Origin of the sequence: Allobosea sp. OAE752, from assembly GCF_050433265.1 — a bacterium.
Lineage (GTDB): Bacteria > Pseudomonadota > Alphaproteobacteria > Rhizobiales > Beijerinckiaceae > Allobosea > Allobosea spartocytisi.
Window position 1 is genome coordinate 187,505 of the sequence record NZ_JBNPXO010000002.1, and the last position, 18,318, is coordinate 205,822.

20 protein-coding genes are annotated in these 18,318 nt (G+C 67.3%); 8 read left to right on the plus strand and 12 right to left on the minus strand.

Annotated elements, in window-relative coordinates:
* Nucleotides 1-103 precede the first annotated feature (103 nt).
* Nucleotides 104-685: a hypothetical protein gene (locus GGC47_RS05760; RefSeq protein WP_113252626.1), complete on the minus strand. Its 582-nt coding sequence runs from the start codon at nucleotides 683-685 to the stop codon at nucleotides 104-106.
* Nucleotides 686-880: 195 nt separating this feature from the next.
* Here GGC47_RS05760 and GGC47_RS05765 point away from each other — a divergent pair, with 195 nt between their 5' ends.
* From GGC47_RS05765 to GGC47_RS05790, 6 genes are all read left to right on the plus strand, one after another.
* A complete protein-coding gene (locus tag GGC47_RS05765; protein ID WP_038359218.1) occupies nucleotides 881-1,135 on the plus strand; it encodes an accessory factor UbiK family protein in 255 nt (84 codons plus the stop codon).
* A gap of 304 nt (nucleotides 1,136-1,439) precedes the next feature.
* On the plus strand, nucleotides 1,440-1,946 hold the full coding sequence (locus GGC47_RS05770) for a type III secretion system chaperone family protein (RefSeq protein WP_038359216.1): 507 nt from the start codon (nucleotides 1,440-1,442) through the stop codon (nucleotides 1,944-1,946).
* 120 nt (nucleotides 1,947-2,066) lie between these two features.
* Nucleotides 2,067-2,888, plus strand: coding sequence for a pyrroline-5-carboxylate reductase (gene proC / locus GGC47_RS05775; protein WP_112762760.1), 822 nt, complete (start codon nucleotides 2,067-2,069; stop codon nucleotides 2,886-2,888).
* A 165-nt stretch (nucleotides 2,889-3,053) separates the two neighbouring features.
* Nucleotides 3,054-3,812 (plus strand): TetR/AcrR family transcriptional regulator, encoded by a 759-nt coding sequence (locus tag GGC47_RS05780; protein WP_370954402.1) that lies wholly within the window; start codon nucleotides 3,054-3,056, stop codon nucleotides 3,810-3,812.
* A gap of 151 nt (nucleotides 3,813-3,963) precedes the next feature.
* Nucleotides 3,964-5,952, plus strand: a complete 1,989-nt coding sequence (locus tag GGC47_RS05785; protein ID WP_142021667.1) for a methyl-accepting chemotaxis protein — start codon at nucleotides 3,964-3,966, stop codon at nucleotides 5,950-5,952.
* Nucleotides 5,949-6,308 carry a tRNA-binding protein gene (locus tag GGC47_RS05790; protein WP_081925155.1) on the plus strand — a complete coding sequence of 120 codons (360 nt, stop codon included), beginning with the start codon at nucleotides 5,949-5,951 and terminating at the stop codon, nucleotides 6,306-6,308. Before GGC47_RS05785 ends, GGC47_RS05790 begins: the two co-directional genes overlap by 4 nt.
* Here GGC47_RS05790 and GGC47_RS05795 read toward each other — a convergent pair.
* Both GGC47_RS05795 and GGC47_RS05800 read right to left on the minus strand, forming a co-directional pair.
* Entirely contained in the window at nucleotides 6,305-7,255 is a 951-nt protein-coding gene (locus tag GGC47_RS05795) for a pyridoxamine 5'-phosphate oxidase family protein (RefSeq protein WP_142021668.1), read from the minus strand. The two genes, GGC47_RS05790 and GGC47_RS05795, sit on opposite strands and share 4 nt — an antisense overlap.
* On the minus strand, nucleotides 7,248-7,877 hold the full coding sequence (locus tag GGC47_RS05800; protein WP_038359207.1) for a glutathione S-transferase family protein: 630 nt from the start codon (nucleotides 7,875-7,877) through the stop codon (nucleotides 7,248-7,250). The genes GGC47_RS05795 and GGC47_RS05800 overlap by 8 nt, the downstream gene beginning before the upstream one ends.
* Nucleotides 7,878-7,988: 111 nt before the next feature.
* On the opposite strand from GGC47_RS05800, the gene GGC47_RS05805 reads away from it, so the two are divergent.
* Nucleotides 7,989-8,888, plus strand: coding sequence for a LysR family transcriptional regulator (locus GGC47_RS05805; protein ID WP_112762756.1), 900 nt, complete (start codon nucleotides 7,989-7,991; stop codon nucleotides 8,886-8,888).
* 30 nt (nucleotides 8,889-8,918) lie between these two features.
* On the opposite strand, the gene GGC47_RS05810 is transcribed toward GGC47_RS05805, so the two are convergent.
* From GGC47_RS05810 to GGC47_RS05825, 4 genes are all read right to left on the minus strand, one after another.
* Nucleotides 8,919-9,617, minus strand: a complete 699-nt coding sequence (locus GGC47_RS05810) for an alpha/beta fold hydrolase (RefSeq protein ID WP_142021669.1) — start codon at nucleotides 9,615-9,617, stop codon at nucleotides 8,919-8,921.
* A 75-nt stretch (nucleotides 9,618-9,692) separates the two neighbouring features.
* Nucleotides 9,693-10,982 (minus strand): ATP-binding protein, encoded by a 1,290-nt coding sequence (locus GGC47_RS05815; protein ID WP_081925223.1) that lies wholly within the window; start codon nucleotides 10,980-10,982, stop codon nucleotides 9,693-9,695.
* 164 nt (nucleotides 10,983-11,146) lie between these two features.
* The gene (locus tag GGC47_RS05820; protein ID WP_038359204.1) at nucleotides 11,147-11,890 is read right to left on the minus strand and encodes a response regulator; all 744 of its coding nucleotides are present in this window, start codon (nucleotides 11,888-11,890) and stop codon (nucleotides 11,147-11,149) included.
* 134 nt (nucleotides 11,891-12,024) lie between these two features.
* Nucleotides 12,025-12,546 carry a MarR family winged helix-turn-helix transcriptional regulator gene (locus tag GGC47_RS05825; protein WP_081925153.1) on the minus strand — a complete coding sequence of 174 codons (522 nt, stop codon included), beginning with the start codon at nucleotides 12,544-12,546 and terminating at the stop codon, nucleotides 12,025-12,027.
* Between the two features lie 184 nt (nucleotides 12,547-12,730).
* On the opposite strand from GGC47_RS05825, the gene GGC47_RS05830 reads away from it, so the two are divergent.
* Nucleotides 12,731-13,618 carry a branched-chain amino acid aminotransferase gene (locus tag GGC47_RS05830; protein WP_038359202.1) on the plus strand — a complete coding sequence of 296 codons (888 nt, stop codon included), beginning with the start codon at nucleotides 12,731-12,733 and terminating at the stop codon, nucleotides 13,616-13,618.
* An 89-nt stretch (nucleotides 13,619-13,707) separates the two neighbouring features.
* Here the strand turns inward: GGC47_RS05830 and GGC47_RS05835 are convergent, their stop codons facing one another.
* From GGC47_RS05835 to uvrC, 5 genes are all read right to left on the minus strand, one after another.
* A complete protein-coding gene (locus GGC47_RS05835) occupies nucleotides 13,708-14,796 on the minus strand; it encodes a DUF1176 domain-containing protein (RefSeq protein ID WP_142021670.1) in 1,089 nt (362 codons plus the stop codon).
* Nucleotides 14,771-15,229: a molybdenum cofactor biosynthesis protein MoaE gene (locus GGC47_RS05840; RefSeq protein WP_113252615.1), complete on the minus strand. Its 459-nt coding sequence runs from the start codon at nucleotides 15,227-15,229 to the stop codon at nucleotides 14,771-14,773. The genes GGC47_RS05835 and GGC47_RS05840 overlap by 26 nt, the downstream gene beginning before the upstream one ends.
* 7 nt (nucleotides 15,230-15,236) lie before the next feature.
* Nucleotides 15,237-15,524, minus strand: coding sequence for a molybdopterin converting factor subunit 1 (gene moaD, locus GGC47_RS05845; RefSeq protein WP_142021671.1), 288 nt, complete (start codon nucleotides 15,522-15,524; stop codon nucleotides 15,237-15,239).
* Complete coding sequence (pgsA, locus tag GGC47_RS05850) at nucleotides 15,521-16,132, minus strand: CDP-diacylglycerol--glycerol-3-phosphate 3-phosphatidyltransferase (protein ID WP_038360155.1); 612 nt, start codon at nucleotides 16,130-16,132, stop codon at nucleotides 15,521-15,523. The genes moaD and pgsA overlap by 4 nt, the downstream gene beginning before the upstream one ends.
* A 66-nt stretch (nucleotides 16,133-16,198) precedes the next feature.
* Complete coding sequence (gene uvrC / locus GGC47_RS05855; RefSeq protein WP_142021672.1) at nucleotides 16,199-18,313, minus strand: excinuclease ABC subunit UvrC; 2,115 nt, start codon at nucleotides 18,311-18,313, stop codon at nucleotides 16,199-16,201.
* Nucleotides 18,314-18,318: the final 5 nt, after the last annotated feature.

An 18,318-nucleotide genomic window follows, 5' to 3' on the forward strand; every position in this document is an offset into this window, starting at 1 on the left:
GACAACGAAGGGCCGGCGGCATGTCCGGCCCGCGGAGCGGGGAATGAAGCCCTCGGATGCGGCTGTTGGGGAGGGCCGGTTGGCTCAGTCCCCGGAGGCGATGTCAGAGCCGCTTGCCGTTGCCTGCCGAGGCGGTGTGGGTCGCGGTATCCTTGCCGCCGGCCTTCGCCTTGCCGCCGCTCTTCTCGGCCGGCCCCAGCGCGGCCTCGGCGGCAGGCGTCGTGACGAGGAAGCCCGCGATCGCGTCCATCGAATCCGAGGCGGCCTTGGCGACGACGGTCTGGTCGATGCCGGCCCAGGGATCGGAACCGCCGCCGCGCTTGCCGATGCTCTCGCCCTGGACGCGCTGGGCGCGCTGCTTGGTCGAATCATAGACGTCCCAGACGAAGGCGAGCGCGGTCTGGCCGTCCTCGGTCGGCTGGGCGGTGAGATAGCCCTTCACGCGGAAGCGCGCCGGCTTGTCGCCCGGAACGATTTCCATCTTCCGCTCGGCCGCCGCCTCGCCGAGCAGGCCGGCGAAGTTCGTCGTCACGTCGTCGGGCGCGCCGGAGATGCTCTGGACCGAGACGGGGACGCCGGGCGCGTCGACGCGCGGGCGGGCCGCGGTCTGGGTGGTTTCCTGGCAGCCTGCGAGGGCAAGCGCAAAAACCGGCCCCAGAGCGAGGCCGCTCAAACGATGAAACATGACGCCTCCCGCCCTTTGGGCTGTGGATCGCTGCGAACTACCCTGTGCGCTCTTTCTAGGCGCATCGCCGGGCAAGGTCCAGATCGGGCGGTGAGGCGACCGTCCCGTCGCCGGCCGCGGCTTTCGATTGCGATGCGGGCGGGCTTCTCCCATATAGGCCGGAAAGCGGATGCCCCATCCGCCCGGGAGACAGCCATGGCCAGCACCAGCAACCGCTTCCTCGACGACATCGCCCGCCTCGCGACCGATGCGGCCGGCGCCGCGCAGGGCGTGCGCCGCGAGGTCGAAACCGTCGTCAAGACGCAGATCGAGAAGCTGCTGCGCGAGCTCGACGTCGTGAGCCGCGAGGAGTTCGAGGCGGTGCGCGAGATGGCCCTGATCGCCCGCGAGGAGAACGACAAGCTGGCGGCGCGCCTGGCGGAGCTCGAGGCGAAGCTCGCCAAGTCCTGACCGGGGCACCCTGACCTAAGGTTTGCGTGTCCACAGCCAAGTGCTGTGGACAGAGCCTGCGAGGGATTGAGCCCGGCGCCCGAATCCGCGGAGCTTCGGCGCTGTGTTGGGAGCGTCACAGCGCCTGCGCTATCGTCGGTGGAAAGAATTGATTCGCTAAGCAGATTCGCTCTGCCGAGGCGGACGGGAACGCTCCTCTCCGGAGCGTTGCGGAGGTGAGTTGCGTTCCTTCGGCTTTCCAGTCGCCGTGTTCCTCTTCTCGAACGCGCCGGATGCGCCTGCATCCGGATGGTGGACCTAGGGCATGATGGATCTCGATATGGATGCCGATGCGGATCGGCCCTCCAACCCTCTCGACCTGTTCGAACGACTTGCTTCCCTCAACAACTGGACCTTCGATCGCGACAGCGAGGACGAGCTGTCGGTCTCGGTGACCGGCGGCTGGGCCGAGTACCATGTCGCCATCACCTGGCTCGCCGAGGTAGAGGCCCTGCACATCGCCTGCGCCTTCGACCTCAAGGTGCCGGAACGGCGCCGCGGCGAGGTGCTGCAACTCGTCAGCCTGGTCAATGAGCAGCTCTGGCTCGGCCATTTCGACCTCTGGAGCAGCGAGAGCATCGTGATGTATCGCCATGCGCTGCTCCTCTCCGGCGGCGCGGAACCGACGGACGAGCAAGCCGCGGCCTTGATCAAGAGCGCGATCGACGCCTGCGAGCGCTACTATCAGGCCTTCCAGTTCGTCGTCTGGGCCGGCAAGACCGCCAAGGAAGGGCTCGAAGGCGCGATGCTGGAAACGATGGGCGAGGCCTGAGGGCACCGCGCCACGCGTCATGGCCGGGCTTGACCCGGCCATCTCTTGCAGGCTCTGGTCCTGAAATGCCTGGGGCAAGCCCAGACATGATGTTTCGTTCCCAGCCGCCGAGGGCCTGCCATGACCGCTTCCTTGCCGCAATCGCTCGTTCTGATCGGCGCGGGCAAGATGGGTGGGGCCATGCTGGAAGGCTGGCTGCGCATCGGGATCAAGCCGGCCGGCATCAGCCTGATCGACCCCAAACCGTCGGATGAGATCGTCGAGCTCGCGGGCGAGAAGGGGATGCGGCTGAACCCCTCGGCGAAGGAGATCCCGCCGGTCGAGGTGCTTGTGCTGGCGACCAAGCCGCAGATGCTCGACACGGCCGCTCCGGCCGTGCAGGCCTTCATCCATCCCAAGACGCTGCTGATCTCGATCCTGGCGGGCAAGACGCTGAGCGACCTCGCCGCGCGGCTGCCAAATGCGGGCGCGATCATCCGCGCCATGCCGAACCTGCCGGCCTCGGTGCAGCGCGGTGCGACGGCGGCCGCGCCGGGCAAGGGCGTCAGTGCGGCGCAGCGCGCGACCGCCGACGCGCTACTCGCCAGCATCGGCAAGGTCGAATGGCTCGACGACGAGGCGCTGATCGACGCGGTCACGGCGGTGTCGGGCTCGGGGCCGGCCTATGTCTTCCATATGGTCGAATGTCTTGCCGCGGCCGGCGTCGAGGCGGGGCTTCCGGCCGATGTCGCCGAGCGGCTGGCGCGCGCCACCGTCGAAGGGGCGGGGGAATTGCTGTTCCAGTCGCCGCTGCCGCCCGGGACGCTGCGCCAGAACGTGACCTCTCCCGGCGGTACGACGGCGGCGGCGCTCGAAGTGCTGATGGCGGAGGACGGCCTCAAGCCGTTGATGCTCAAGGCCGTCGCTGCTGCCAAACGTCGCGCCGGCGAGCTTTCAGGCTGACGCCGTTCGGTTTATTGTTGAAAGGCGAGCGATTTCAGCCGCTTGCGTGAGGAGTCTCGTCGCGCGATCCGGCGTCCGCCGCGCGCGAAAATGCGCCGGGCGGTCTTCCACCTGCCACGATGGCGGCTTACCTTCTCTTGAGAGCGAAGCGAGAGGAGCAGAGCCATGGCCCGCAAACCCGTTTCCACCAAGGCCGAAGCCGCCGAGGCGACGGCCAAGGAAGCCACCAAACCGGCCGATCCGCGCAAGCGGGCTGTCGATGCGCTGATGAACCTGGCCGCAAGCCGGCCATGGGACGAGATTGAGCTTCCTGATATCGCGACCGAGGCGGGGCTGACGCTGGCGCAGCTGCGTGGGCTTTTCCCGTCCAAGCTCGCCATGCTGGGTGGCGTGACCCGCATCGTCGACGATGCCGTGCTCGCGGGCATGTCGGACGATCTCGCCGCCGAGCCCATCCGGGAGCGGCTCTTCGATCTCGTGATGCGCCGGCTCGACGCGATGGCGCCCTACAAGGCGGCTCTGCGCAGGATCGTGCCGGTCATCCGCCGCGATCCGCTGGCGCTGGCGGCGCTCAATCGCAGTGCGGTGAATTCCTGGCGCTACATGCTGGCCTCCGTCGGCATCCCGACGGAAGATTCGCTCGGGGCCTTACGCGTGCAGGGCGCGGTGCTGCTGATGGCGCGTGTCTCCGACACCTGGCTGGACGACGACGAGCCGGAGCTGTCGAAGACCATGGCGCGGCTTGACCGCGAGCTGAAGACCGCCGGCCGCATCATGGCGCGGGTCGAGGATGTGCACCGGCTGACGGCGCCGTTCCGGGGGCTGGCGCGGGCGATCTGCTCGGGCCGCCCGCTGAAGGCGCGGCGGCGCGAGCGGGCTTCCGAGCGCGGCGAGGACAACGAGGATTACGCGCCGGCGATCTGACCGGCGCAGCCCCTGCCGAAAGGTCCGCGGGCGGGCGTCGCTTCCGCCTGCGCCGGCAACCCCCGAACATGGCCGAAACGCGACGATTTTAAGCGCGCTTTAGGCAATTCATGGGAAAGGACGACACTTCTCCTCGCGTGCAGGACAGGCGATGTCGTTCTTCCGGAAAATTGCGACCCTATCGATCGGTCGTTCCTTCGCCCTGATCGCGGGCCTGGCCGTCATTATCGCGGCCGGAGGCGTCGGCTACACGCTGAACGCCGCGCACACCGAAATGCTCGCCCTGAAGCGCGCCGAGATGAAGAACGCGGTCGAAGCCGCGGCGACCACGGTGAAGAGCTATCTGGCGCGGGCCGAGGCCGGCGAGCTCAAGGAGGACGACGCCAGGAAGATGGCCATGGAGGCCATCGGCAATGCGCGCTTCGACAACGGCAACTACTACTTCATTGTGAATTACGACGGCATCAGCGTGCTGCATGCCAACAAGAAGATCCAGTCGACCGACATGAAGCCGCTCAAGGATGCGGACGGCAAGTTCTTCGTGCAGGACATGGTCGCGCTGGCGAAGGCGAAGGGCGAGGGCTTCCTCGACTATGGCTGGCTCAAGATCGGCGACAGCCAGCCTTCGCTGAAGATCTCTTACGTCATCGGCATTCCGAAGTGGCAATGGGTGGTGGGCACGGGCGCCCATGTCCAGGATGTCGACGCGGCTTTCCTCGGCATGGTCGGCGGCGTCGCCAAAGTCCTGGTTCCGCTGGGCCTGCTCATGCTCGGTCTCGTCATCGTCCTCAGCCGCCGCGCCTCGCGGATGCTGACCGCTTTGTCGTCCTCGATGAACGAGCTCGCGGCGGGCGATCTCCAGGCCGAGATCGCGCATCAGCAGCGGCCGGACGAGATCGGCTCCATGGCGCGCGCGCTCGTCGTCTTTCGCGATCAGGCGCTGGCCAAGGAGGCGATGGAGGCGGACAAGCTGCGCGCCGAGGAAGAAGCGGCCGGACACCGCAGTGCGGCCGACACCGAGAGGCGGCGCAACGAGGCCGACCGCGTGGAGCAGGCGCGTGTGCAGGCCGATGTCGTCCAGGCGCTGGGAGCGGGGCTCGAGCATCTGGCCGGCGGCGATCTGACCTACCGGATCGACGAGGCGTTCTCGGCCGAATACGTCAAGCTCAAGGACGATTTCAACGCCGCCATCGTCAAGCTGCAGGATGCGATGCGCCAGATCGCGGCCAATACCGAGAGCATGAAGGCGGGCTCGGTCGAGATCAGCCAGGCGGCGGACGATCTCGCCGGCCGCACCGAGCAGCAGGCCTCCTCGGTCGAGGAGACGGCTACGGCGCTCGACCAACTGACTGCCACCGTGCGCCAGACCGCCGAGAGTGCGCGCCTGGCCAACCAGGCCACCGAACAGGTCAAGACCGAGGCCGAGCAGTCGACCAGCATCGTGCGCGATGCCGTGACGGCAATGGGGGGCATCGAGAAATCGGCGCAGGAGATCTCGCAGATCGTCGGCGTGATCGACGAGATCGCCTTCCAGACCAATCTGCTGGCGCTCAATGCGAGCGTCGAGGCGGCGCGCGCCGGCGATGCCGGCAAGGGCTTCGCCGTCGTTGCCTCCGAGGTGCGCGCCCTGGCGCAGCGCTCGGCTTCGGCGGCCAAGGAGATCAAGGGGCTGATCGACGCTTCGACCCTCGAGGTCGAGAAGGGGGTCGCGCTGGTCGGGCAGACCGGCGGGGCGCTGCAGCGCATGGCCTCCGAGATCGCGCGTGCCACCGGCCTCGTCGCCCAGATCGCGGGCGCGGCGCAGGAGCAGGCCTCCGGCTTGCAGGAGGTCAATGCCGCGGTCGGCGAGATGGACCAGGCGACGCAGCAGAACGCGGCCATGGCCGAGCAGTCCACCGCCGCGGCCCATTCGCTGTCGCAGGAGGCCGACCGGCTCTCGGCGCTCGTCGCCCGCTTCCAGATCGGCGGCGACGCTGCCAGGCTGCAGGCGATCGCCCGGACGATGCAGGCGGCGGTCGCTCCGGCCCCACCGGCACCGCGCCCGGCTGTGCCACGGGTCGCAAAGGTTTCCGCCGGCGTGGCCGCCGCTGCCCGCAAGCCCGATCTCGATGCCCATGACAAGGGGTGGGAGGAATTTTGAGCGCGTCCCAGGAAACAGCCGCGACGATCGGCTTCGACGATTTCCTCAAGGTCGATATCCGCGTCGGTACGATCGTCGAGGCGGAGCCTTATCCGGAAGCGCGCAAGCCGGCGATCAAGCTGGTGATCGATTTCGGCGGCACGATCGGGCGGAAGAAATCCTCCGCCCAGATCACCAAGCATTACCGGCCGGAGGATCTGCCCGGCCGGCAGGTGCTCGCCGTGGTCAATTTCCCGCCGCGCCAGATCGGCAAATTCATGTCGGAGGTGCTGACGCTGGGCATGCCCGACGCCGATGGCGAGGTCGTGCTGATCGGCCCCGGCCATGCCGTGCCGGATGGTGGGCGGCTGTTCTAGACAGCGCTGGCCAAAGCGGGTTGGTCCCAGAGGCCGGTCTGCAAGGTGGTCGGCGCGTAAGCCGGTGCTGACCAGCGCAGCGGTAGCGCATTTTCACGACGCCAGCCGCGCCTGACATGAAAGCGCCAGAGCCGCTCCGCGCCATCGAGGCGGGCGGCTTCGGGATCGTTCCAGAGAATCTCGACTGCACCCTGGAGCTGCAGCACCGTGCCCGTGCGGAAATCGACGAAGAGCAATGCGGCGCGCGGCTCACGCAGGAGATTGCCCAAGGTGTTGAAATAGCTGTTCCCGGCGAAGTCCGGCACCGTCAGCGCATCGTCGTCGATGCGGACGAAGCCGGGTCTGCCGCCACGGTGGGACATGTCGATACCGGCGGCCGCACCTGCATCCGTCCCGGCAGCGCTCGCCACAAAAAAGGTATCGGCTGCCGCGATCAGCTGTCGTGCCGGTGCGTCGAGACGGGTGACCTCTACCGCTTCGGCCGACCCCGACTCCGTCCACCCTTCGATCGTGCGGGTCTGGATGTATTTGGCGCAATTTCCGAAACTCTGAGTTACGGCGACGGAGAAGCCGGTTTCTCCGACCGCTGCGATCGTTCCGTTGGCGCGATTGCGCCGCCGCGTCTCGAACTGGATGCCGAGAAGGCCGATTCCCGCTCCCGCTTGGAAGGCCTCGGCGGCAGGGTCCTGCGTCGAGGGCAGCGCCCTGACGATGAGGGTGTTCGGCGTCGGGCTCTCGATCAAGCCCGGATGCCCGGTCAGCACTGTCGCAAGCGGCCAGCCCTGCGCGTCCAGAATGCCGGCGAAGAACCAGGGCAGCTCGGCGAAGAACAGGCGGTGCTGATCCGGCATGAAGCCACGGATGCCGCCGCCGCGCGAGAACTGGCCGGCGCGTGCCTGCGCCTCCAGCTCGCCGCCATGGAAGGGCGTGAGGGACGCGTCAATCATCGCTGGTCTCCTCGGGCAAGGGCGAAGGCGGGATTGGCTTGAAGAAGGACAAGGCCTCGATGCGGGCGAGCCAGGCCCGCAGGGACGGATAGGACGCGAGCGACAGCCCGCCTTCCGGCGCATGAGCGACATAGGAATAGCAGGCGAGGTCGGCCAATGTCGGATGGTCCGCTGCCAGGAAGCTGCGCTTGCTGAGATGCGCCTCCATGAAGGGGAACAGGCGCTCGGCAACGCGCCGGGCCCTTGCCTTGTCGTCGCACAGGCCGAACTGAACGATCATGCGGGCCGTCGCCGGACCGTGCATGACCTCGCCTGCGGCAATGGACAGCCAGCGCTGGACCTGGGCGGCTTGCAGCGGGTCGAGCGGTAACCAAGGACCCTGTGGATCATAGCGCCGCGCGAGATAGACCATGATCGCGTTGCTGTCGGCGAGAGCGAGATCGCCGTCTTGAAGCACCGGAATCTGGCCGAGCGGATTGAGCTGGAGAAAGGCCTCGCTTCGGCGGACATCGGCCGGGGCCGCCTCGAAGCGATAAGGCAGGCCGAGTGCCCGCAGCAGCAGCTCGACGCGGTGGGTGTGACCCGAGAGGGCCGTGCCGTGAAGCGTGATCTCCGTGTGCATCGCCGATCTCCCTGCAGCCGCCATATGCGCCGGGGATAAGATCGTCATTTCACCATTCGAGCGAAATCTGCTATTGATTGAAATCAGAATTCCAAAATCTGAAACAGTGACATGGACCGGCTGGACGAGCTCGCCATCTTCGTCGCGATCATCGAGGCCGGCAGCCTTGCCGGCGCGGCGCGACGCCTGCGCCGCTCGCGTCCGGCCGTGACCCGTGCGCTGGCGGCGCTGGAGGATCGCGTCGGACAGCGGTTGATCACCCGCTCGACCCGCCGCTTCATGCCGAGTGAGGCCGGCCGTGAACTCGCTATTGCGGCGCGCCGCGTGCTCGGCGATTACGCGGCTTCGCTCGGCGGCGTCTCCGAGGCGCCGGTCAGCGGACTGCTGCGCATCACGGCGCCGCTCTCCTTCGGGCGACGCCATGTCACGCCGCTGGTCTCGGAATTTCTCGATCTTTATCCGCAGGTGCAGGTCGAACTGGTGCTGGCCGACCGCAATCTCGACCTGATCGAGGAGGATCTGCAGGTCGCCGTGCGGATCGGGCCCCTGCCGCATTCGCGTTTTCGCGTGCGCAAGGTCGGCGAAGTCAGGCGTATCCTGGTGGCTTCGCCGGCTTATCTGGCAGGGGCGCCGCCGTTGCGGCGGCCCTCGGACATCGCCGCCCATGAGACGATCGTCAGTGTCGCCGCGACCCCGATCATGACCTGGCAGTTCGGCGGCGCCGGGCGGCGCAGCCGTGTGGCGCTCACGCCCAGGCTGATCGTCAACGAGGTCGAATCGGTGCTGATCGCGGCACGGGCAGGGCGGGGCCTGGCCCGCCCGCTCTCCTATCAGGCGGCCGACGACATCGCCGCCGGAACGCTGGTGCGCCTGTTGCCGGAATTCGAGCCAGAGGCACTGCCGGTGCAATTGGTGACTCCCGGCGGCCGGCACCCGCTGCCACGGGTGCGTGCTTTCATCGACCATGCGGTCGAACGCCTGCCGAAGCTTGCGCCGATCGGTGCCGCGTAAGGCGTGCAGACCGTTCCGGCATCGGAGGCTCTAACGCAACGAGCCGGCGAAGCTCGCTATCGCCGAAACGACCTGACCCTCGCGGCCGATGAAGCCGTGATAGGCGCGCGCCTGGCAGGGATTGCCCGTCGAGGATCCGCCGTCGATCCAGAGCAGGCGCGCCTTGCCGCCGGTCCATTGCTGAAAGGCGACGGCCGATTCCGGCAAGGTGACGCGGCACGTGTCCTGACGGTGATGAATGATCAGGGTCGGCGGCAGGCGCCCGGGATCGCCGATCATGCCGCGCGCTTCGTCGAGCATCGACGAGGCGAAGACGATGCCGTCCGGCCGCGCCGGCAAGGTTCCCGCGACCTTGAGCGCGCCGCGGCTCATCGCGACGACGATCACCCGCGGCGCGATGGCGCGCATATATTCGACCGCCTTGGCCGGGTCGGCATTGGCGTCGAGCGTGATGCTGGCGATGCCGCTGCGCAGATAGGCGCTACGTGTCCTGACGATCCAGTTGCCGTCACGTGCGACGCTGCCATCCGAGCCGATGCCGACATAGCCGTCGCCGCCCGTGAGGAGCACGAGGCCGGCGCGGGCCTTTCCGGCCGGCTTGTCCAGCAGGGCCCGGCCTCCGCCGAACAGGCCTCCGCCGAGATCGACGACCTCCTCGGCGCGGGCTGCGGCGATCGAAAGGAGGAGCGACGCCACCAGAAGCGCTGCAACGATCCGGAATGTCTGCATGGCGAGCCCCAACAAGCAAACTTTGAGACCAGTTACGGCTCCGGGCCGACAAGTGTCGAGTCGCTTTCCGCTGCGTCAGACCGGCAGCCGCACCGTCGCGCGCAGGCCGCCGAGCGGGGAATCGCCGAGCATGATGTCGCCGCCATGGGCGCGGGCGATGTCGCGAGCGATGGCGAGGCCGAGGCCGGTGCCGCCGCCATCGACATTGCGGGCCTCATCCAGGCGGAAGAAGGGGCGGAAGACCTCCTCGCGCTGGTCCGGCGGAATGCCGGGGCCGTCATCGTCGACGGTCACGATCAGATAGCGCGCGTCATGGGTGGCGCGGATCGCGATGCGGTCGCCATAGCGGGCGGCGTTGGAGACGAGGTTGGTCAGCAGGCGACGGAAGGCATCGGGCCGCACGACGACCAGCGGGTCGCCCATCACCTCGAGCGCGGTCTGGTGCCCCTGCCGCTCGGCATCGGCCTTCAGCTCCTCGAGCAAGGCGCGGATATCGGTCTCGACCGGAACCTCGCCGGCGTCGCCGCGCGCGAAGGCGAGATAGTCCTCCAGCATGCGGCTCATCTCGTCGACATCCTTCTCGAGCGCTTCGATCTCGGATGATCGTTCCAGGAGCGCGAGCGAGAGGCGGAAGCGGGTGAGGATGGTCCGAAGGTCGTGGCTGACGCCGTTGAGCATCGTGGTGCGCTCGCCGATGGCGCGCTCGACACGGCGCTTCATCTCGATGAAGGCATTGCCGGCTCGGCGGACCTCGCGGGCACCGCGCGGGCGGAACTCGGCGTCGCGCCCCTTGCCGAAAGCTTCCGCCGCGTCGGCGAGCTTGAGGATCGGCCGGATCTGGTTGCGCAGGAACAGCACGGCGATGGTCAGGAGGATCAGCGAGGTGCCGATCATCCAGAGCAGGAAGATGTGGCTGTTCGAGGCATAGGCCGCGTTGCGCCGGGTCAGGATGCGCATCACGTCCTTGCCGAGCTTGATGCGGATCTCGATCAGGCTGGAGCGGCCGACCGTGTCGAGCCAGAAGGGGCGGGCGACCTGCTGGCTGAGCTCGGTCGAAAGCGCGTTGTCGAGCAGCGAGAAGAAGGGGCGGGGGCCGGGAGCGGGCAGGTCGGTATCGGGAATGATGTCGACATCCATGCCGAGCCGCTCGGCGGCGATGCGCGAGAGCGTCGTGATGTCGGCATCCTGCGGATAGCTTTCATAGACGTCGATCAGCATGGCGATGTCGGCCGAGACGGCGGCGGAAAGCCGCTGTGTCACCAGCTGCCAATGGCGCTCCATGAAGACATAGGCGATGACCGATTGGAGCAGCACGACAGGCGCGATGACGATGACCAGCGCGCGCGGGTAAAGCCCCTTGGGCATGTAGCGCGCCACGATATGGAGCGGCCGGCCGATCTGTCTCAGGACCGGCTTGATGGCGCTGTTGGCCCGGTGTGCGAGGCGGGGCAGGGCGGAGCGGGCGCGCGCGAGCCAGGTCGTCGCGACCTGCAGCGCGCCTCGTCCTTGTCCGTCCTGCTGAACCGGTGTCACGTCCTGTCCGTCAACAGCCTGTAGCCGACGCCGCGGACGGTCTGGAGGTAGAGCGGATCGGCCGGGTCGCGCTCGATCTTGCGGCGCAGACGGTTCATCTGCACGTCGACGGTGCGGTCATTGGCGGCGGAACCCTGCGCGGCCAGCTCTTCGCGCGGCACGACCTCGCCGGCGCGCTCGGCCAGCGCCGTCAGGATTTCGCGCTCGCGCTCGGTCAGGCGGATGGTCTCCTCGCCCTTGCGCAATTCGCCGCGTGCCAGCCCGTAGAGGAAGGGGCCGAAGCGGACGAAATCCGGCCGCGTGCCGGATTGCGCGGCCTCGACGACCACGGTGCGCTTCAGGATATTGCCGAGGCGCAGCAGCAATTCACGCGGTTCGAAGGGCTTTGCCAGATAATCGTCGACGCCGATCTCCAGCCCGTTGACGCGGTCCTTGCCATCCGCGCGGGCGGTCAGCATCAGGATCGGCACGGCGGAACCGCCGCGGAAGCGGCGGGCGAAGTCGAAGCCGTTCTCGCCCGGCATCATCACGTCGAGCACGATGGCGTCGAAGACGAGGTTGTCGAGGCGCGTATCGGCTTCCGCGGCATTGGCGGCCGTGGTGACGCGGTAGCCGTTGTCGCCGAGAAAGCGCGCCAGCAATTCGCGCAGGCGCCGGTCGTCGTCGACGACGAGCACATGCGGGGCCTCATCGGGCAATATCTTGCGGGCCGGCTTCGCCGGGGCTTCCATTGCGATCATCCGAGCGTCTCTATTCGTCGCGCATCCCTTGGCGCGACCCTCCGGCCCTCATAGCACAGGGCGATGACGGGGTCGTCAATCGATCATGGGAACCCCGCTGCCCGGTGGCCGCAGGGCCGGCGCGGCATCGTGGTTCAGGCGCCGGAGAGCAGTCCCTGCACCTTCGGACGTTCGGACGGGTCGATCAGCGCGGCGAGATAACGCGCGATGGTCTCGGCCGCTTCGGGGCCGACATTGTCGAGCGCCGCCATGATCCGCTTCGACTGGAGCTGGACGAGGCGCTGCGCCAGATCCTGTCCGGCCGGCGTGGTGTGGAGATGGCGCTGGCGCTTGTCCTGGCGCCCGGTGCGCTGCTCGATATAGCCCTTCTCGACCAGCTCCTTCAGCACGCGGTTGAGGCTCTGCTTGGTGATCTGGAGGATGTCGAGCAATTCGGCGATGGTCAGCCCCGGCCGGCGCTGCACGAAATGCAGCACGCGGTGATGGGCGCGGCCGAAGCCGTAATCGGCGAGGATACGGTCGGGATCGCCGACGAAGTCGCGATAGGCGAAGAAGAGCAATTCGATCAGGTCGAAGGGGACGGGCGCAGCCGTCGCCGGCAAAGGGGCCGCCCCCTTTGGCACGATCGGTTCCGAGCGGGTCTGGCTCTGGGCCAAAAAAGCTCTCCAGAAATTTAGGTCAACGTTGTTGACATATCTCAGACGGAAGATTACCAGTCAAGCGCGCTGAGCGAACGATTATTTCAAAGCGTGTCGTTGCAGCGCAGCTTTAGACCCATGCTTGCGTTCCGGATTCGGCTGTGCCGGAGTTCGGATGAGGAAGCACCCAGGAGAAGGTCCCATGTCAGTCATTCCTTTCGACCAGCGCGATGGCGTCATCTGGTTCGACGGCAAGCTCGTGCCCTGGAAGGACGCGAAGATTCACGTACTGACCCATGGGCTCCATTACGGCTCCTGCATCTTCGAGGGCGAGCGCTCCTATGACGGCGTGATCTACAAGTGCACGGAGCACTCCAAGCGCTTCCACAAGTCCGCCGAGATCATGGATTTCACCATCCCCTATTCGGTCGCCGAGATCGACGAGGCCAAGTATCTCTGCCTGAAGGAAAACGGGCTCAAGGACGCCTATATCCGCCCGGTCGCCTGGCGCGGCTCGGAGATGATGGCGGTGTCCGGCATCAACAACACCATCCACACCGCGATCGCGGTCTGGGAGTGGCCGAGCATGTTCGACATGGCGGCGAAGCTGAAGGGCATCCGCCTCGATATCGCCGACTATCGCCGGCCGGACCCGGCCTGCGCGCCGGTCCATGCCAAGGCGGCGGGACTCTACATGATCTGCTCGCTCTCCAAGCACAAGGCGGAGCGCGCGGGCTATGCCGACGCGATGATGCTGGACTGGGAAGGCAATGTCGCCGAATGCACCGGCGCCAACATCTTCTTCATCAAGGACGGCGTGATCCATACCCCCCTGGCCGACCGCTTCCTCAACGGCCTGACTCGTCAGTCGGTGATCGAACTGTGCCGGCAGCGCGGCTTCGAGGTGGTGGAGCGGCGCATTCGGCCGGAGGAGCTCGAAGGCTTCAGCGAGTGCTTCATCACCGGTTCGGCCGCCGAGGTGACGCTGGTCGCCGAGGTGGGTCCGTACAACTTCATCACCGGCAATATGGGCAAGGTGATCATGGAAGATTACTCGGCGGCGGTGCGCCCGCAGTCGAAGGCGGCGTGAAGCAGCGCCCTTGTGCCCGGGTCTGACCCGGGCCTCTCCTTCAGAACATCCCGGCGCCGGCGTTTCAGCCGGCTCCGGGAATGGCATCCTCAGCGGTTCGCGCTGCGATACAGCGTGATCCAGTCTTCGGGCGCGATGCCCCGGCATTCGCCCATCATGGCGAGTTCGGTGCGCGCGAAATCCTTGCCGGTCCAGGCATAGCCGCCGCTCACGCCGCAATCGCCGATGCCGCGCCCCTTGGCGAAGAAGGCGAGATGGCCGGTGCGCGGATCGAAGCTGGCATTGGTCAGTTCGTTGCCGTCGTTGCCGTCGCCATCCGCGAAGCGCAGCGGCGTCGCCTTGGCGGGCTCGTTCTCGGGCATGACGAAGAACGACGACGACAGATTGTAGGCTCCGCGCGAGCAGGCGAGCGCCACCAGGGTCCGCTTGTCACTCAGCGCCCAGGCTTCGTCATCACTGGCCGCAGCATCCTCGCAGGCATCGGGGCTGCGTTTCTTCAATTCCGCGCGCAGCCGCGCGGCCTGCTGCTTCGCCGCCTTCATATCGAGCATGGGCGGTGCCGGCATGGCCGTGACCACCGGCAGAGCGGGAGCAGGCGGAACGGTGGCATTCGCGCCCTTGCGGATGAGCGCCGTGGTCGTGCCGAGCCGCCCCTGCTGCTCGTCGATCCAGAGCATCGCGGCGACGGCGCCGGCGAGCGAGATGCTGCCGGTCACGCCGGGAGCGGTTGCCGTCAGCTTCGCCGCCTTGCGGGCAGCTTCGATCAGCGCGGCAGTGTCCTCGGCCGAGAACGTCACCGTGACCACATCGCCATCCGCCGTTGTGGAAAGCGGCTTGCCGCCGGCCGGGAAGGCGGCGCCGTCGAGCTTGAGCTGGATCGTGGCGGGCGGCTTCTTCCAGTCGCTGCGAAGCCTGAGCAGGAGGCGGGCCCTGCCGTCGGGGCCGGCAGGGCGTTCGAGCCGCAGATAGGCGACCGTCTCGGCCGCCTCGGGCGGCAATGACATCGCCGTGCAGGTCTTGACGTTGTCGCAGCCGGCCATCCAGTCGCGGAAGGTCTTGGGATCGTTCGCCGCGACGGCCGCGGTAACGGCGCTCAGCCACAGCCCGGCCGCAAGAGCGAGCCGGCCGGGGTTCTTCGTCCTGTTCGGAGCTTTACCGGTTCCAGCGCTCTGCCGCATCGTCGTCACCAGCCTTGGCTTCGACCCAGCCGCCGAGCGTGCCGTCGGCGCGGTGCTCGCGCTTCCAGAACGGGGCGCGGGTCTTGAGGTAATCCATCATGAAATCGGCGGCCTCGAAGGCGGCGCGGCGGTGTGCGGAGGCCGCCAGCACCATTACAATCTGTTCGCCCGGGCGGACGAGGCCGTAGCGGTGGATCGCGACGAGGCCGAGCAATGGCCAGCGCGCCGCCGCCTCCGCCGCGACACGGGCGATCTCGGCCTCGGCCATGCCGGGATAATGCTCCAGCTCGAGCGCGGCGAGCGTGCCGGCTTCATCGCGGCAGAGCCCGATGAAGGACACGACGGCGCCGATATCGGCGCGGCCGTAACTCAGCGCCGCGATCTCGTCCGAGAGGTCGAAATCCTCGTGCTGAATGCGGATGATGGGCGTCATGGCGGCCTCAGCCGCCGGTCATCGGCGGAAAGAAGGCGATCTCGCGCGCACTGCCGAGCGCGGCATGCGGCTTGGCGTGGACCTGATCGAGCGCGGCGCGCACCACCGCCTCATTGGCGAAGGCCGCCTCGTAGTTCTCGCCACGCGTTTTCAGCCAGCGCACGAGATCGGCGATCGTGGCGAGATCGGCTGGAATGTCGAGCGTCTCGCTGGGCACTCCGACGCGTTCGCGCATCCAGGCGAAATAGACGAGCTTGACGGTGCGGGTGGTGGTCAGGGGCGCAGTGGCGTTCATGGCATGCGCTCGTCCTGCTCGACGAGATGGCGGATGCCGGCGTTGAAATAATCCCAGCCGGTGTAGATCGTCAGGCCCGCCGCTGCCCAGAGCAGCACGATGCCGATCTGCGTGTTGCCGGGCAGGACCTTGTCGCCGGCCGGGCCCACGACGAGAAAGCCCAGCGCGAAGAGTTGCGCCGTCGTCTTCCATTTCGCGACCTTGCTGACGGGGACGCTGACCTTGAGATCGGCCAGGAACTCGCGCAGGCCGGAGACCAGGATCTCGCGGCAGAGGATGACGATGGCGGCCCAGAGCGTCCAGCCCTCGATCTGGCCGGTATAGACGAGCATCAGCAGCAAGGCGGCGACGAGGAGCTTGTCGGCGATGGGGTCGAGCATGCGACCGATCGCCGATTGCTGGCTCCAGGCGCGGGCGATGTAGCCGTCGAGATAGTCGGTGATGGCGGCGACCGTGTAGATTCCCAGCGCGAGCCAGCGCATCCAGTCGTCGCGCGGCCAGAACAGGATCGCCACCAGCGCCGGAATCGCCAGGATCCGGCCGTAGGTGAGGAGGTTTGGCAGCGACCAGGGGCCCCGCCGCCTGATGGCGTCTGGAAGAATTGTCACGGCGAACACCAAAGCAAGGCCGCGGTCGCAGCGTCAACACGCAAAACCGCGAGGGCGTCAGAAAGCTCAGGCATCGTGAAAGAAATCATGCACGGCCTTGGCGGTGGCGGCGTTGACGCCGGGGGTGCGCATGAGGTCGTCGAGCTTGGCGCGCTGGATCGCCTTCACCGTACCGAAATGCAGCAGCAGCGCCCGCTTGCGGGAGGGGCCGATGCCGGGGATCTCGTCGAGCGGGTTCTTCATCGTCTCGCGCTTGCGCTTGGCGCGATGGGTGCCGATGGCGAAGCGATGGGCTTCGTCGCGCAGGCGCTGGATGAAATAGAGCGCGGGATCGCGGGGCTGTAACTTGAACGGCTCCTTGCCGGCCATGTGAAAGGTCTCGCGCATGGCGTTGCGGTCGGCCCCCTTGGCGATGGCGACAAGCGGGATGTCGATGGCGCCGAGCTCGGCCATGATCTTGCGGGCCGCCTCGAACTGGCCCTTGCCGCCATCGACGATGACGAGGTCGGGGCGGGACGGGAAGCCATCCTCATCCTTGCGCGGCTTGGCCGCCTTTCGTTTTTTCCCACCCGAGCCCTCAGCCTGGGGAGCACCCTCAGGCGCACCCTGAAGAAGGCTCGCGGAGGCCTCGCCGTTCTCCGGAACATCCTTCGCGGGAGCTGCCGGCGCGGGCGCTTCGGGGGAAGGCTCGGGAGAGAAGCCTTCTTCCTTCGCCAGTTTTGCGAATCTCCGCGTCAGCACCTCGCGCATCATGCCGAAATCATCGCCGGCGATGGTGTCGGTCGAGATGTTGAAGGTGCGGTACTGGTTCTTCACGAAGCCGTCCGGGCCGGCCACGATCATGCCGCCGACCGCGTTCGTGCCCATGATGTGCGAGTTGTCGTAGACCTCGACCCGGCGCGGGGCACTCTCCATGCCGAAGGCGGCACCGAGCGCGGCGAGCAGCGCGCTCTGGCCGGCATTGTCGGCGAGCTTGCGCGAGAGCGCCTCGCGGGCATTCTTGACGGCATGGGCCATCAGGTCGGCGCGCTCGCCGCGCTTGGGATGGGCGACCTCGACCTTGCGGCCGGCACGGGCTGAAAGCGCCTGGGCGATCAATTCGATCTCCTCGACCGGATGCGAGAGCAGGACGAGGCGCGGCGGCGGCTTGTCGTCGTAGAACTGGGCGACCACCGAGGCGAGCACCTCGGCCGGGGTCAACGAGCGGTCGGCGCGCGGGAAGAGGGCGCGATTGCCCCAGTTCTGGTGGTTGCGGAAGAAGAAGATCTCGACGCAGAACTGCCCGGCCTGCTCGTCGATGGCGAAGACATCGGCCTCCTCGACGCCCTGCGTATTGATGTCCTGCCCGGCCTGCACGGCCGAGAGCGCGGCGAGACGGTCGCGGTAGCGCGCCGCTTTCTCGAATTCCAGTTCCTCGGCGGCGGCTTGCATGCGGGTCGAAAGCAATTGCTTCACCGCTGAGGAGCGGCCGGAGAGGAAATCGCGGGCCTGGCCGGCCAGCGCCTGGTATTCGGGGATCGAGATTTCGCCGGTGCAGGGGCCGGAGCAGCGCTTGATCTGGAAGAGCAGGCAGGGGCGGGTGCGGTTCTCGTAGAAGGAATCCGAGCAGGTGCGGATCAGGAAGGCCTTCTGAAGCGCGTCGATGGTGCGCGTCACCGCCCAGACCGAGGCGAAGGGGCCGAAATAATCGCCTTTGCGATGGCGTGAGCCGCGATGCTTGAGGATCGCCGGCGCCTCGTGATCGCCTGTCAGCAGAATATAGGGGAACGACTTGTCGTCGCGCAGCAGCACATTGTAGCGCGGCCGGAGTTGCTTGATCAGATTCGACTCGAGCAGCAGCGCCTCAGTCTCGGTGCCGGTGGTGACGAACTCCATATTCGCCGTCTCGGCGATCATCCGGGCCACGGCGTTGGTATGCGCCATGCCGCGGGCGTAGGAGGTCACGCGGTTCTTCAGGCTCTTGGCCTTGCCGACATAGAGCACCTCGCCGGCGCGATCGAACATCCGGTAGACGCCCGGCCTATTCGGCAGGTGCTTGGCGAATTGCTGGATGACCTCGATGCCGGCCTTGAGCGCGCCGGGGGCGGCCTCGGCAATGTCGAGCGCCGGCTCGGCGGGGAGGGCGTCCTCCTCGTCCTCGAACTCGTCCTGCGGTAGATCGTCCTGACGTTCGCGACTCATGGGGC

What these genes read in the sequence shown, in the direction of transcription:
- GGC47_RS05760 (WP_113252626.1), bottom strand. Translation starts at nt 685, where the DNA reads ATGTTTCATCGTTTGAGCGGCCTCGCTCTGGGGCCGGTTTTTGCGCTT.
- GGC47_RS05765 (WP_038359218.1), top strand. Translation starts at nt 881, where the DNA reads ATGGCCAGCACCAGCAACCGCTTCCTCGACGACATCGCCCGCCTCGCG.
- GGC47_RS05770 (WP_038359216.1), top strand. Translation starts at nt 1,440, where the DNA reads ATGATGGATCTCGATATGGATGCCGATGCGGATCGGCCCTCCAACCCT.
- proC (WP_112762760.1), top strand. Translation starts at nt 2,067, where the DNA reads ATGACCGCTTCCTTGCCGCAATCGCTCGTTCTGATCGGCGCGGGCAAG.
- GGC47_RS05780 (WP_370954402.1), top strand. Translation starts at nt 3,054, where the DNA reads ATGGCCCGCAAACCCGTTTCCACCAAGGCCGAAGCCGCCGAGGCGACG.
- GGC47_RS05785 (WP_142021667.1), top strand. Translation starts at nt 3,964, where the DNA reads ATGTCGTTCTTCCGGAAAATTGCGACCCTATCGATCGGTCGTTCCTTC.
- GGC47_RS05795 (WP_142021668.1), bottom strand. Translation starts at nt 7,255, where the DNA reads ATGATTGACGCGTCCCTCACGCCCTTCCATGGCGGCGAGCTGGAGGCG.
- GGC47_RS05800 (WP_038359207.1), bottom strand. Translation starts at nt 7,877, where the DNA reads ATGCACACGGAGATCACGCTTCACGGCACGGCCCTCTCGGGTCACACC.
- GGC47_RS05805 (WP_112762756.1), top strand. Translation starts at nt 7,989, where the DNA reads ATGGACCGGCTGGACGAGCTCGCCATCTTCGTCGCGATCATCGAGGCC.
- GGC47_RS05810 (WP_142021669.1), bottom strand. Translation starts at nt 9,617, where the DNA reads ATGCAGACATTCCGGATCGTTGCAGCGCTTCTGGTGGCGTCGCTCCTC.
- GGC47_RS05815 (WP_081925223.1), bottom strand. Translation starts at nt 10,982, where the DNA reads ATGCCCAAGGGGCTTTACCCGCGCGCGCTGGTCATCGTCATCGCGCCT.
- GGC47_RS05820 (WP_038359204.1), bottom strand. Translation starts at nt 11,890, where the DNA reads ATGATCGCAATGGAAGCCCCGGCGAAGCCGGCCCGCAAGATATTGCCC.
- GGC47_RS05830 (WP_038359202.1), top strand. Translation starts at nt 12,731, where the DNA reads ATGTCAGTCATTCCTTTCGACCAGCGCGATGGCGTCATCTGGTTCGAC.
- GGC47_RS05835 (WP_142021670.1), bottom strand. Translation starts at nt 14,796, where the DNA reads ATGCGGCAGAGCGCTGGAACCGGTAAAGCTCCGAACAGGACGAAGAAC.
- GGC47_RS05840 (WP_113252615.1), bottom strand. Translation starts at nt 15,229, where the DNA reads ATGACGCCCATCATCCGCATTCAGCACGAGGATTTCGACCTCTCGGAC.
- moaD (WP_142021671.1), bottom strand. Translation starts at nt 15,524, where the DNA reads ATGAACGCCACTGCGCCCCTGACCACCACCCGCACCGTCAAGCTCGTC.
- uvrC (WP_142021672.1), bottom strand. Translation starts at nt 18,313, where the DNA reads ATGAGTCGCGAACGTCAGGACGATCTACCGCAGGACGAGTTCGAGGAC.